Source organism: Pseudomonas sp. 3MAES_34.3B, from assembly GCF_058145875.1.
This window is the reverse complement of sequence record NZ_CM176960.1, coordinates 1,120,846-1,133,994: the sequence shown is the minus strand read 5'-3', so window position 1 is coordinate 1,133,994 and position 13,149 is coordinate 1,120,846. Positions and strand designations below refer to the sequence as shown.

10 protein-coding genes are annotated in these 13,149 nt (G+C 62.5%); all 10 read left to right on the top strand.

All coding sequences use genetic code 11. From position 1 onward, the window contains the following. The first annotated feature begins 2 nt into the window (after positions 1 to 2). The 10 genes from AC3Z8Y_RS05090 to AC3Z8Y_RS05045 all read left to right on the top strand — a co-directional run bounded on the left by AC3Z8Y_RS05090 (position 3) and on the right by AC3Z8Y_RS05045 (position 13,106). Positions 3 to 1,790, top strand: coding sequence for a GMC family oxidoreductase (locus AC3Z8Y_RS05090; protein ID WP_490088715.1), 1,788 nt, complete (start codon positions 3 to 5; stop codon positions 1,788 to 1,790). A gap of 12 nt (positions 1,791 to 1,802) precedes the next feature. Beyond that, entirely contained in the window at positions 1,803 to 3,113 is a 1,311-nt protein-coding gene (locus tag AC3Z8Y_RS05085; protein WP_490088714.1) for a c-type cytochrome, read from the top strand. 80 nt (positions 3,114 to 3,193) lie between these two features. Next, the gene (locus tag AC3Z8Y_RS05080) at positions 3,194 to 5,764 is read left to right on the top strand and encodes a M10 family metallopeptidase C-terminal domain-containing protein (protein ID WP_490088713.1); all 2,571 of its coding nucleotides are present in this window, start codon (positions 3,194 to 3,196) and stop codon (positions 5,762 to 5,764) included. 186 nt (positions 5,765 to 5,950) lie between these two features. Beyond that, positions 5,951 to 6,967, top strand: coding sequence for a ligase-associated DNA damage response exonuclease (locus AC3Z8Y_RS05075; protein WP_490088712.1), 1,017 nt, complete (start codon positions 5,951 to 5,953; stop codon positions 6,965 to 6,967). Further along, on the top strand, positions 6,964 to 8,622 hold the full coding sequence (locus AC3Z8Y_RS05070) for an ATP-dependent DNA ligase (RefSeq protein ID WP_490088711.1): 1,659 nt from the start codon (positions 6,964 to 6,966) through the stop codon (positions 8,620 to 8,622). The genes AC3Z8Y_RS05075 and AC3Z8Y_RS05070 overlap by 4 nt, the downstream gene beginning before the upstream one ends. 235 nt (positions 8,623 to 8,857) lie before the next feature. After that, the gene (locus AC3Z8Y_RS05065; protein ID WP_490088710.1) at positions 8,858 to 9,637 is read left to right on the top strand and encodes a transporter substrate-binding domain-containing protein; all 780 of its coding nucleotides are present in this window, start codon (positions 8,858 to 8,860) and stop codon (positions 9,635 to 9,637) included. A 97-nt stretch (positions 9,638 to 9,734) separates the two neighbouring features. Then, positions 9,735 to 10,463 carry an ABC transporter permease gene (locus tag AC3Z8Y_RS05060; protein WP_490088709.1) on the top strand — a complete coding sequence of 243 codons (729 nt, stop codon included), beginning with the start codon at positions 9,735 to 9,737 and terminating at the stop codon, positions 10,461 to 10,463. Then, a complete protein-coding gene (locus tag AC3Z8Y_RS05055) occupies positions 10,460 to 11,203 on the top strand; it encodes an ABC transporter permease (protein WP_490088708.1) in 744 nt (247 codons plus the stop codon). Before AC3Z8Y_RS05060 ends, AC3Z8Y_RS05055 begins: the two co-directional genes overlap by 4 nt. A 9-nt stretch (positions 11,204 to 11,212) precedes the next feature. Next, positions 11,213 to 12,328, top strand: coding sequence for a succinylglutamate desuccinylase/aspartoacylase family protein (locus AC3Z8Y_RS05050; RefSeq protein ID WP_490088707.1), 1,116 nt, complete (start codon positions 11,213 to 11,215; stop codon positions 12,326 to 12,328). 13 nt (positions 12,329 to 12,341) lie between these two features. Next, entirely contained in the window at positions 12,342 to 13,106 is a 765-nt protein-coding gene (locus tag AC3Z8Y_RS05045) for an ABC transporter ATP-binding protein (protein ID WP_181117308.1), read from the top strand. Positions 13,107 to 13,149 lie beyond the last annotated feature (43 nt).

Genomic DNA, 13,149 nt, shown 5'->3' with positions numbered 1-13,149 from the left:
GCATGGCCAAGGTACTCGAGAAGAAAAACGTGGTGATCGTGGGCTTCGGCTGGACCGGCGCGATCATGGCCAAGGAACTCACCGAAGCGGGCCTCGAGGTGGTGGCGCTGGAGCGTGGCCCCATGCGCGACACTTACCCGGACGGGGTGTACCCGCAGACCATGGACGAGCTGACCTACACGTCGCGCAAAAAACTGTTCATGGACATTTCCAAGGAAACCGTAACCCTGCGCCACAGCGTGAACGACGTGGCCGTACCCTATCGGCAGTTCGGCGCCTTCTTGCCTGGCACCGGCGTGGGCGGCGCGGGGCTGCACTGGTCCGGCGTGCATTTTCGCGTAGACCCGATGGAGCTGCGGATGCGCAGCCACTATGAAGAGCGCTACGGCAAGAAATTCATTCCCGAAGGCATGACCATCCAGGACTTTGGCGTGAGCTACGAAGAGCTGGAGCCGTTCTTCGATTTTGCCGAAAAAGTATTCGGCACCTCCGGCACGGCCTGGTCGGTGAAAGGTGAGGTGGTAGGTGAAGGCAAGGGCGGCAACCGCTTCGCCCCCGATCGCTCCAACCCCTTCCCCTTGCCTGCCCAGAAGAATACCGTGTCGGCGCAGCTATTCGGCCAGGCGGCAGCATCCCTGGGCTACCACCCCTATAACCTGCCCTCGGCCAACACCTCGGGGCCGTACACCAACCCCTACGGCGCGCAGATGGGACCGTGCAACTTCTGCGGCTATTGCAGCGGGTATGCCTGCTACATGTATTCCAAGGCCTCGCCCAACGTGAACGTGCTGCCGGCGTTGCGCCAGGCGCCGAAATTCGAGTTGCGCACCGAAGCGCACGTGTTGCGGGTGAACCTTACCGCCGACAAAAAGCTCGCCACCGGCGTGACCTACGTCGACGCCCAGGGCCGCGAGTTCGAGCAACCGGCCGACATCGTGATCCTGGGGGCTTTCCAGTTCAATAATGTGCGCCTGATGCTGCTCTCAGGCATTGGCAAGCCCTATGACCCGAAAACCGGTGAAGGGGTGGTGGGGCGCAACTTTGCCTATCAGAACATGGGCACCGTGAAAGCGTTCTTCGCCAAGGACCAGCACCACACCAACCCCTTTATCGGGGCAGGCGGCAACGGCGTGGCCATCGACGACTTCAACGCCGACAACTTCGATCACGGCCCACATGGCTTCGTGGGTGGGTCACCCTTCTGGCTCAATCAGGCGGGCACCAAGCCAATCTCCGGGGTGATTACCCCGCCGGGTACGGCCAAATGGGGCAGCCAATGGAAAGCGGCGACCGCGGACTATTACACCCATCACCTGTCGATGGACGCCCATGGCGCGCACCAGTCCTACCGGGACAACTACCTGGACCTGGACCCGGTGTACACCGATGCCTATGGCCAGCCGCTGCTGCGCATGACGTTCGACTGGAAAGAGAACGACATCAAGATGACCCGCTTCATGGTGGACAAGCTCAGCGAGATCGCCAAGGCCATGAACCCTACCGCCATCTTCGCCCACAAGCGCGAGTTCAACAGCCACTTCGACGCCGCCACCTACCAGACCACCCACCTCAACGGCGGCGCAATCATGGGCACCGACCCCAATACCAGCGCGCTCAACCGCTACCTGCAGAGCTGGGACGTGCACAACGTGTTCGTGCCGGGCGCCTCGGCGTTCCCGCAAGGCCTGGGCTACAACCCCACCGGCCTGGTGGCTGCGCTGACGTACTGGAGCGCCCGCGCCATTCGCGAGCAGTACCTGAAAAACCCCGGCCCGTTGGTGCAGGCATAAGGAGCGATGACCATGAAAACCTTGTTCATCGCCTCCCTGGCATTGGCCAGCCTGCCCGTGTGGGCGGCTGACAATGTAGACCCGCCCCTGGTGCAGAAGGGCGAGTACCTGGCCCGCGCCGGGGACTGCGTGGCCTGCCACACCGCCAAGGGCGGCAAACCCTTCGCCGGCGGCCTGCCCATGGAAACGCCCATCGGTACGATCTATTCCACCAACATCACCCCGGACAGCAGTGGCATCGGCGGGTACTCGTTCGAAGACTTCGACCAGGCGGTTCGCCATGGCATTGGCAAGAGCGGCAGCACCTTGTACCCGGCCATGCCCTACCCGTCCTACGCTCGCGTAAGCGACCGCGACATGCAGGCGCTGTACGCCTACTTCATGCATGGTGTGCAGCCCGTAGCCCAGGCGAACAAGCCGGTGGATATTCCCTGGCCGCTGAGCATGCGCTGGCCACTGTCGATCTGGCGCGCCATGTTCGCGCCCAAGGTGGAGCCGTTCACCGTAGCGGGCGCGGCCGCCGGAACAGACGAGATCGTCAACCGGGGTGCCTACCTGGTCGAAGGGCTGGGGCACTGTGGCGCATGCCATACGCCGCGGGCGATCACCATGCAGGAGAAAGCGCTCAGCCCCGCCGACGGCTCGGCGTTCCTCTCCGGCTCCGCGCCGCTGGAAGGGTGGATCGCCAAGAACCTGCGCGGCGATCACAAGGATGGCCTGGGCAGCTGGAGCGAAGCCGAGCTGGTAGCCTTTCTCAAGACTGGCCGCAGCGACCGCACGGCGGTGTTCGGCGGCATGAGCGATGTGGTCGAGCACAGCATGCAGTACATGAACGACGCCGACCTCACCGCCATCGCCCGGTACCTGAAAACCCTGCCGCCCGTGAACCCCGACGACACGCCGCAGGTGTACGACCGCGCCGTGGGTGACGCGCTATGGAAAGGTGACGACAGCAAGCCGGGCGCGTCGGTGTACGTGGACAACTGCAGCGCCTGCCACCGCACCGATGGCAAAGGCTACACCCGCGTATTCCCCGCCCTGGCCGGCAACCCGGTGGTGCAAACCGCCGACGCCACCTCGCTGATCCATATCGTGCTGCGCGGCGGCACACTCATCCCCACGCACACCGCGCCGTCCAGCTTCACCATGCCCGGCTACGCCTGGCGGCTGTCGGACCAGCAAGTGGCGGACGTGGTGAACTTCATCCGCACCAGTTGGGGCAACCAAGGCTCGCAGGTGTCGGCCAAGGCGGTTAAAGACCTGCGCGAGAACGACCTGGACACCACCTCCGGCGATGATCTGGGGCAGGTATCTTCGAAATAACATGACCACGGGCCGCCATCCGGCGATCCCGCACAGCCCTGCTAGAGTCATGGACGACTCCATCAGGCAGGGCACCCTCCATGACCACCCGCTTCAATGTGATGGACTTCGGCGCCAAGGGCGACGGCGTCAGCGACGATACCCACGCCATCCAGCTGGCGATCAACGCCGCGTTCAAGGCCGGGGGCGGCGAAGTTTATGTACCCAAAGGCACCTTCATTATCAGCGGCGCTAATGCTGACGGTGGCTGCCTCACCTTGGAGAGCAATGTCACCCTTGCCGGCGAAGGCCAGAACCTCACCACCTTGAAACTCAAGGACGGCAGTACTGGCGATATCGACGCGATGGTGCGTACTTCTAGCGTTCACAACACCGCGGACGCTGCCCTTACACGCCTTACCCTGGACGGCAACCAGGCCCAAACGGAAGGTACTGTGAACGGTTTAATCACCGGTGCCGAGAATGGCTCGGCATTCCATACCAGCGCCATCACAGTGAGCCAGGTGACCTTTACCGAGCTGAGCGGCGACGGTTTGCATGCCTTGGCAAAAACCACCGGCCTGATCGTTGAAGACAGCCTCGCTACCGACAACCTTGGCGCCGGCTTCGCCACCCTCTTCGATGGCACAGGCAAAGCAGGCTTCTACGACAACGAAGCGGCCAATAACGGCGGGGACGGCTTCGACCTCCAGTACTCGGGCTACCGTATCGCCGCGAATTCCAATGTGGCCCACGGCAACGCTGGCAACGGCATGGTGCTCGAAGAGATAGTCAGCATACCGAGTGGTGGCTTCTACGGCGGCTACATAAACAGCGGCACCTTTTACGAGAACGGCGGCGCGGGCCTGGTGAGACGTGGGTTTTCGTTGGGATTCATCGATAACATGGACATCCACGACAATACCGGTGCCGGCGTGCGCCTCGAAGGCACTCGCCACGCAACGGTTACCTACTCATCGATTTACAATAATGGCCAGAATGGCGACGCGCAAATCGTGGTTACAGGTAACACCCTCGCGAGCGGAGAAGTGGTGAACGCCGATAACCACCTCACCATCACCTACAACAACCTGGCAGGCGACGGCAGCAGCGCCGCCGCGGTAGTGGACAATGACACTCAGAGCTCTCAATACCATCACATCTACAGCAACGTGTTACAGAACCTGGCGGGGGGAATCGATGTAGCAGGCAACACGCACTCTTGGTCCGGCGGGACAAACCGTGTCTACGGTACTTCGAGCGATGACGCACTGAGTGGCAGCTCCGCCGTTGACACCCTCTACGGCTATGCGGGCGACGATGTTCTGGAAGGAGGCCGCCGTGTGGATCGGCTGGACGGCGGCCTTGGTGCAGATACCCTTAGCGGCGGCACTGGCAAGGACACCTTTGTGTTCAACCAACTGGCCGACAGTACCCGCGAGCAACTGGATGTGATCACCGACTTTTCGGTGACCGGGGACAGGCTCGACCTGAGCGCCTTGGGCATCGACCATTTGGGGGATGGGCGCGACGGCTCGGTCGCGCTGAGCTACGTGGCCGGCGAACACCGCACCTACCTCACGCATTTTGCAGCCGATGGCAGCGAGGATTTTCGCCTGGCGCTGCACGGGGATTTCCGCACGCGCCTTACCGACAGCAAGTTCATACCGCTGCATGAAGGCACGGCTGGCGATGACACCCTGAGTTGGCTCGGCACCTTGGATGGTGGACTCATCCGGGGCGGGGCTGGCGATGACGTACTCGAAGGCGGCCGTGGCAATGGGCAACTGGACGGCGGTGCGGGCGCGGACACCCTCACCGGCGGCGGTGGCGCGGACGTGTTCGTTTACCATCAGGTGAGCGACAGCTTCGTCAATGACGGAACAGGGATCGCTTCCGAGGACCGCATCACGGATTACAAGTCTGGTTTATCTAACGACCGCATCGACGTATCGGAACTGGGGTTCATCGGCATGGGCAATGGCCACGACGGCACCCTTACCCTAGACATCCAGGACGACGTATGGCGCGTGCAGTCACTGGACGCCGACGCCGACGGCAATCGGTTTTCCTTCACACTCATTGACCCCGTTCTGGGCACGGCCGAACTCATGGAGGCCATTATCTTCGCCCCCACGGTTGCGCCGTTGCCGAGTTACCAAAATTGGTATACCGCCACCGACGACAAGGATGTACTTACGCTATCGAGTTATTACAGCGGTGGTGACTTCGACGGCCTGGGGGGCAACGACATTCTTACCCTGTCTACCGGCGATAGCATTATCACCGGCGGCTTGGGGCGCGACACACTGACCGGCGGAACCGGGGCAGACACCTTCCGCTATACACAGCTGGAGGATAGCTACCACGGCGCCAACGACCTGATCACCGACTTCAACCCCACCAAGGACCTTATCGACGTCGCGGCACCGGGCTACACCGGGCTAGGTGACGGGCACAACGGCACCCTGCTGCTGGCCTACAGTGCTGATACCGATCGCACTTACGTGAAGGATCTGGACCTGAACGCCAGCGGACACCGCTTCGAAGTCGGCCTGAGCGGTAACCTGGTCAATGCCATGGACGCGGGTAGTTTCGTATTCGCCGATGCGGCCGCGCCGCAAGTCACGCTCCTGGGTGAAGCGCATGGTGAGCACTTGGCTGCGGTATAGGCGGCGCCTTATTCGCGAGCTAACGCCCGCTTCCTACCGAATCCGGCCGGTAGGTAGCGGCGGGGCCGGCCATCCGGCGAAGCTCGCGAATAGACCTCCGCCTCCTGGTCACAAGACACCACTCAGTGCAACTTCCCCCAACCCCCACCGCTCTGAACAAACAAGCCCCTGTCAGCGAAGCCGCCCATGGACCTTGTTATCGCACGCCCCGAAGGCTTGTATTGCACGGCCGGTGATTTTTACATCGACCCGTGGCGGCCGGTGCCTCGCTCGGTGATAACCCACGGCCATGGTGACCATGCTCGCACGGGCAATGGGCATTACCTGGCGACCGAAATTGGCGCTGGCATTCTCCGCTCCCGGCTGGGTGCGGACATCAACCTGCAAACCCTGGCCTACGGCGAGCAGTTGGTGCACAACGGGGTGACGATCAGCCTTCATCCTGCCGGGCACGTGTTGGGCTCAGCCCAGGTGAGGCTGGAATACAAAGGCGAGGTGTGGGTCGCTTCCGGGGACTACAAGGTGGAACCGGACGGTACCTGTGCGCCCTTCGAGCCGGTGCGCTGCCATACCTTCATTACCGAATCCACCTTCGGCTTGCCGATCTACCGCTGGCAGCCGCAGGCAGAGATTTTCGAGGAGGTGAACCAGTGGTGGCGAGGGAACGCGGCGTCGGGCAAGGCCAGCGTGCTGTTCTGTTATGCCTTCGGCAAGGCCCAGCGCCTGCTGCATGGCATTGATGCCAGCATCGGGCCGATCCTCACCCATGGCTCAGTCGAGCCCTTGAACCGGGTGTACCGCGATGCCGGGGTGCACATTCCTCCCACCCACTACGCCGGTGACTTCAAGAAAACCGACGAGGCCCTGCGTTCGGCGTTGATCGTGGCGCCGCCCTCCGCGGGTGGCAGCACGTGGATGCGCCGCTTTGGCGACTACAGCGATGCTTTCGCCAGCGGCTGGATGCGCTTGCGTGGCACCCGTCGCCGGCGCGGAGTGGACCGGGGCTTCGTGCTGTCGGACCACGCCGACTGGCCAGGCCTGTTGTGGGCCATCGAACAAACCGGCGCGCAACGGGTGATGGTGACCCATGGTTCGGTGAACGTACTGGTGCGCTACCTGTGCGACCAAGGGCTGGATGCTCAAGGCTTTACCACCGAATACGGTGACGAGGACGAAGCCGCCACGGAGCCCCAGCCAGAATGAAAGCCTTCGCCAGCCTTTATGCCGAGCTCGATGCAACTACCTCCAGCAACGCCAAGCTGGCCGCCCTGCAAGCCTACTTTGCCGAAGCCGCGCCCGAGGATGCCGCCTGGGCTGTGTATTTCCTGTCCGGCGGCCGACCACGCCAACTGGTGCCCACTCGCCTGTTGAGGGAGCTGGCCATCGGCTTGTCAGGCCTGCCGGAATGGCTGTTCGAAGAAAGTTACCAGGCCGTAGGCGACCTCGCCGAAACCGTGTCGCTGGTGTTACCGGATTCCCCCCATAGCAGCGAAGCGGGCCTGGCGTGGTGGATGGAGCATGAGCTGCTGCCCTTGCGCGGGCTGCCACCCGAAGAACTGACCCAACGCCTGCCGCCCTTGTGGCTGCAACTGGACCGGCAAAGCCTGATGGTGTGCCTCAAGCTGATCACCGGCAGCTTCCGGGTCGGGGTGTCCAAGCTGCTGGTCACCCGGGCGCTGGCTCAACTGGCCGGGCTGGACAGCAAGCGCGTGGCGCAACGCCTGGTGGGCTACACCGACCTCTCCCACCGCCCTACTGCCGAGGGCTACCTCAAGCTGATCGCCGCCGAGAGCGATGACGAACATGCCCAACGCGGCGGGCAGCCCTACCCCTTCTTTCTCGCCCACGCCCTGCAGCAACCGGTGGAGCAGTTCGATACCCTTCTAGGGCCATGTGACCAATGGCAAGTGGAATGGAAGTGGGACGGTATTCGCGCTCAAATCGTAAAGCGTGACGGCCACCTCTGGGTATGGTCCCGGGGCGAAGAACTCGTCACGGATCGCTTCCCGGAGTTTCAAGCACTCACCTGCCTTCCCGACGGCACCGTGATCGACGGAGAGATCGTGGTGTGGAAAGCCTCTGAGGGCACCGAGGACGAACCGCCGTCGGTGCAACCGTTCGCGTTGCTGCAACAGCGCATCGGCCGAAAGACCTTGAGCCGTAAATTGCTGGACGATATTCCGGTGGCGTTGCTGGCGTATGACCTGCTCGAACACGAGGGCAAGGATTGGCGCAGCCAGCCACAGGCGAACCGTCGTGACATGCTCGAGCAAGTGTGTGGGCACGCAACCAGCCCTGTGCTGCATCTGTCGCCGGTACTGCAGGGCGACAGCTGGGCCCACCTTGCCCAACAGCGCGAAGCCTCCCGGCGGCTGGGTGTGGAAGGCATGATGCTCAAGGCACGCGATGCGCTTTATGGCGTGGGCCGTACCAAAGACATGGGCGTGTGGTGGAAATGGAAGGTCGACCCCTTCACCGTGGACGCGGTGCTCATTTATGCCCAGGCCGGGCATGGTCGCCGCGCCAGCCTGTATACCGACTACACCTTTGCGGTGTGGGACGGCCCACCGGGAACCGAGCGCACCCTGGTGCCCTTCGCCAAGGCGTATTCGGGGCTGACCGATGCCGAAATGCGCCAGGTGGATGCGATCATTCGTCGCACCACTGTGGAGAAGTTCGGCCCGGTGCGAAGTGTTACCCCTACATTGGTGTTCGAGCTTGGATTTGAAGGCATTGCCCTGTCAAAACGCCATAAAAGCGGGATCGCCGTGCGTTTTCCGCGCATGCTCCGCTGGCGTCACGATAAGCCCGTGGATGAGGCCGATAGTCTCGCAACGTTACAAGACCTGTTGAGTTGAGCCCCGCCTCGCACCACAATAGCGCCGCCGAAACCCTCTGCCTCGTAATGGCGCAAGGCGGTTGACCCCTTCGGGGCACCGGTTCGGTCAGAACTGCGACGCAAAGGGATTGCCATGCGCCTCGGCGGCCTGCCCCTCAGGGACCATGGTGCGAATATTGCTATCACAATGATGTCTGGCACCCGCCGGTAACGCTGTACCTTCTGGCAAAAACCTTCGTCTTTAAGGACCGCAAATGAAAAAAACATGGCTGACCCTTTCCGCTCTGGCGCTTTGTCTGTCTGCTGGCGGCGCAATGGCCAAGGACTATAAAGAGCTGCGTTTCGGCGTTGATCCTTCCTATGCACCGTTCGAGTCCAAGGCCGCCGACGGCAGCCTGGTCGGTTTCGATGTCGACCTGGGCAATGCCATCTGTAAAGAACTGAAGGTCACCTGCAAGTGGGTTGAAAGCGACTTCGACGGGATGATCCCCGGCCTGAAGGCGAACAAGTTCGACGGCGTGATTTCTTCGATGACCGTAACCCAGGCGCGTGCCAAGGCCATCGATTTCTCGGACGAGTTGTTCTCTGGCCCAACCGCTTATGTTGGCAAGAAAGGCACCACGCTCACCCTCGAAGCACTCAAGGGTAAAACCGTGGGCTACGAGCAAGGCACCATTCAGGAAGCCTATGCCAAGGCCGTGCTGGACAAGGCGGGCGTGAAAACCCAGGCCTACCAGAACCAGGATCAGGTATACGCCGACCTGGTATCGGGCCGCCTCGATGCCTCCATCCAGGACATGCTGCAAGCCGAACTCGGCTTCCTCAAGTCCCCACAGGGCGCCGACTACGCGGTGAGCGAGCCGATCGTCAACGAAGAGCACCTGCCGGCCAAGACCGCGGTAGGCATCAAGAAAGGCAACAAGGAACTTCAGGCCCTGCTGAACAAGGGCATCGAGGCGCTGCACAAGGACGGCACCTACGAAGACATCCAGAAGAAACACTTCGGCGACCTGAACCTGTACAGCGGTAAGTAAGCCTTCCCAAACGGCGCCCGCTCGCGCCCGCACGCTGGTTTCGGCCAGGCGTTCGCGGCGCGGGCGGGCGCCTTTATCGACTGTAAAGGGTTGATACATGCTTGATCATTTGTTGCAGAGCCTGGGGCTCTCGGCATTCAGTCTGAAAGGCTTCGGCCCCCTCCTCCTCGAGGGCACCTGGATGACTGTAAAACTCTCGTTGCTGTCGCTGCTGGTGGCCGTCTCCCTCGGCCTGATCGGCGCGAGCGCGAAGCTTTCCAGCGTGGCCGCCTTTCGCGTGTGCGCGCAGATCTACACCACCCTGATTCGCGGTGTGCCCGACCTGGTACTGATGCTGCTGATTTTCTACAGCCTGCAGATCTGGCTCACCCTGTTCACCGACGCCATGGAATGGGAGTACATCGAGATCAACCCCTTCGCCGCCGGGGTCATCACTCTGGGTTTCATCTATGGGGCGTATTTCACCGAAACCTTCCGTGGCGCCATTCTCGCGGTACCTCGTGGCCAGCAGGAAGCCGCCACCGCTTACGGCCTGTCCCGTGGGCAGCGTTTTCGCTATGTGATCTTCCCGCAGATGATGCGTTACGCCCTGCCGGGCATCGGTAACAACTGGATGGTCATGCTCAAAGCCACCGCGCTGGTATCGATCATTGGCCTGGCAGACCTGGTAAAAGCTGCGCAGGACGCCGGCAAGAGCACCTATCAGCTGTTCTACTTCCTCGTGCTCGCCGGGCTTATCTACCTGCTGATCACCAGCGCCTCGAACTTCGTGCTGCGCCGGCTGGAGCGCCGGTTCAACGCAGGCACCCGGGAGGCCGTCCGATGATCGAGGCACTGCAGAACTACTGGGGCCCGCTGAGCGAGCTGATTGGCGACTACTGGCGCCCCTTCCTTTACACCGATGGCGTGAACGTGACCGGGCTGGCGATGACCCTGTGGCTGCTCAGCGCCTCCATCGCCATTGGCTTTGTGGTATCGATCCCCTTGTCCATCGCCCGCGTGTCGAACAAGTGCTGGATTCGCTGGCCGGTGCAGTTCTACACGTATGTGTTCCGCGGTACGCCGCTCTACATCCAGTTGCTGATCTGCTACACCGGCATCTACAGCCTGGAGGGCGTGCGCGATCAACCGCTGCTCAATGAGTTCTTCCGCAACGCCATGAACTGCACCATCCTGGCGTTTGCCCTGAACACTTGCGCCTACACCACGGAAATCTTCGCCGGCGCCATCCGCAGCATGGCCCACGGTGAAATCGAAGCAGCCAAGGCGTATGGCCTCAGCGGCTTCAAGCTGTATGCCCATGTGATCATGCCGTCGGTGTTGCGCCGTTCGCTGCCTTTCTACAGCAACGAAGTGATCCTGATGCTTCACTCCACCACGGTCGCCTTCACCGCCACCGTGCCGGACATCCTCAAGGTTGCGCGGGACGCCAACTCGGCCACCTACATGACCTTCGAGTCGTTCGGGATCGCCGCACTGCTGTACCTGGTTGTCACCTTTACCCTGGTTGGGCTGTTCCGCCTCGCCGAACGCCGCTGGCTGGCCTTCCTTGGCCCGGCCCGATAAGGAGATCCGATGAAACAGCAACGCCACGAATTGCTCGCGCCGCTGCCCGGCACCGCGCGGGCCATCGAGAGCTTCCATTTCGGCCCCGAAGGCCAGGGCAAGATCTACATCCAGGCGTCCCTGCACGCCGATGAGATCCCCGGCATGCTGGTGGCCTGGTACCTCAAGCAGCGCTTCAACGAACTGGAGCAGGCCGGCCGCCTGCGCCGTGAGATCGTGCTGGTACCGGTCGCCAACCCGGTGGGCCTGGAGCAGATCCTCATGGACACGCCCCTGGGCCGCTACGAGCTGGAAAGCGGCGAGAACTTCAACCGCTGGTTCGTGGACCTCAGCGAGCAGGTGGGCGACGAGATCGAAGCCTCGTTGAGCGCCGACGCGGAGCAGAACGTACAGCTGATCCGTGATGCGCTGCGGCGTGGCCTGTACGCTCAATCCGCGACCACCCAGTTGCAATCCCAGCGCCTTACCTTGCAGCGGCTGGCTTGCGATGCCGAAATGGTACTCGACCTTCACTGCGACTTCGAAGCGGTCGAACACCTCTACACCACGCCCGACGCGTGGCCCAAGGTCGAGCCGCTGGCCCGTTACCTGGGCTCACAGGCCAACTTGCTGGCCACCGATTCGGGCGGGCAATCGTTCGATGAATGCTTCAGCCTGGTATGGCACAAGCTAGGGATGCGCTTCGCCGAGCGCTTCCCGATCCCGCAGGGCAGCTTCTCGGTAACCATCGAGCTGCGCGGTCAGGTGGATGTGAACCATGCCCTTGCCAGCCGCGACGCTCAGGCCATCATCAGCTACCTGGAGCAGTACGGCGCTATCGACAGCACGCCGATGGACCAGCCCGAGCTGCTTTACCCCGCGACCCCGCTGGCCGGTGTGGAGCCGGTGAGCACGCCAGTGGGTGGCATCCTGGTGTTCTGCTGCATGCCCGGTGAATACCTTGAGGCGGGCCAGCTGATCGCCGAGATCATCGACCCACTGACCGATCGCGTTACCCAGGTGCACAACGAAAAGCCCGGGTTGCTCTACGCCCGTTCGCTGCGGCGCATGGCCACCGCCGGCATGGTGGTCGCTCGGATCGCCGGGCCCGAAGCCTACCGCAGCGGTTATCTCCTTTCTCCTTGAGGGCGCCACGCGCATGTACAAACTGACCATCGACGACCTGCACAAGCGCTACGGCGACAACGAAGTGCTCAAGGGCGTCTCGTTGAAAGCCCGCACGGGTGATGTGATCTGCCTGATCGGCGCGAGCGGCTCGGGCAAGAGCACGTTCCTGCGCTGCATCAATTTTCTGGAAACGCCCAACGCCGGCGCCATGAGCCTGGACGGCAACGTGATCGGTATGCGGGAAACCACCCACGGCCTGCACGTGGCCGACCCTGCCGAACTGCAGCGGCTGCGGACTCGCCTGGCCATGGTGTTCCAGCACTTCAACCTGTGGAGCCACATGACGGTGCTGGAAAACGTCACCATGGCGCCACGGCGGGTGTTGGGCGTGAGCAAGCAAGAGGCTGAAACCCGCGCCCGCGCCTATCTGGACAAGGTTGGCCTGCCTGCCCGCGTGGCCGATCAGTACCCGGCGTTCCTCTCCGGTGGCCAGCAGCAGCGCGTGGCCATTGCCCGGGCGCTGGCCATGGAGCCGGAGGTGATGCTGTTCGACGAGCCCACCTCCGCGCTGGACCCGGAACTGGTGGGTGAAGTGCTGAAGGTGATTCAGGGCCTGGCCGAGGAAGGCCGCACCATGATCATGGTGACCCACGAAATGGCGTTCGCCCGCCAGGTATCGAGCCAGGTGCTGTTCCTGCACCAGGGCCGCGTGGAAGAACAAGGCGTCCCTGCAGACGTGCTGGGCAACCCGAAAAGCGAGCGCCTGCGCCAGTTCCTCAGTGGCAACCTGAAGTAACGGTTAAACGAATCCGTTGCTGGCGTGGTCACTGAAGAAAGCC

Coding starts and splice junctions, on each gene's coding strand:
- AC3Z8Y_RS05090 (WP_490088715.1), top strand. CDS start 3: ATGGCCAAGGTACTCGAGAAGAAAAACGTGGTGATCGTGGGCTTCGGC.
- AC3Z8Y_RS05085 (WP_490088714.1), top strand. CDS start 1,803: ATGAAAACCTTGTTCATCGCCTCCCTGGCATTGGCCAGCCTGCCCGTG.
- AC3Z8Y_RS05080 (WP_490088713.1), top strand. CDS start 3,194: ATGACCACCCGCTTCAATGTGATGGACTTCGGCGCCAAGGGCGACGGC.
- AC3Z8Y_RS05075 (WP_490088712.1), top strand. CDS start 5,951: ATGGACCTTGTTATCGCACGCCCCGAAGGCTTGTATTGCACGGCCGGT.
- AC3Z8Y_RS05070 (WP_490088711.1), top strand. CDS start 6,964: ATGAAAGCCTTCGCCAGCCTTTATGCCGAGCTCGATGCAACTACCTCC.
- AC3Z8Y_RS05065 (WP_490088710.1), top strand. CDS start 8,858: ATGAAAAAAACATGGCTGACCCTTTCCGCTCTGGCGCTTTGTCTGTCT.
- AC3Z8Y_RS05060 (WP_490088709.1), top strand. CDS start 9,735: ATGCTTGATCATTTGTTGCAGAGCCTGGGGCTCTCGGCATTCAGTCTG.
- AC3Z8Y_RS05055 (WP_490088708.1), top strand. CDS start 10,460: ATGATCGAGGCACTGCAGAACTACTGGGGCCCGCTGAGCGAGCTGATT.
- AC3Z8Y_RS05050 (WP_490088707.1), top strand. CDS start 11,213: ATGAAACAGCAACGCCACGAATTGCTCGCGCCGCTGCCCGGCACCGCG.
- AC3Z8Y_RS05045 (WP_181117308.1), top strand. CDS start 12,342: ATGTACAAACTGACCATCGACGACCTGCACAAGCGCTACGGCGACAAC.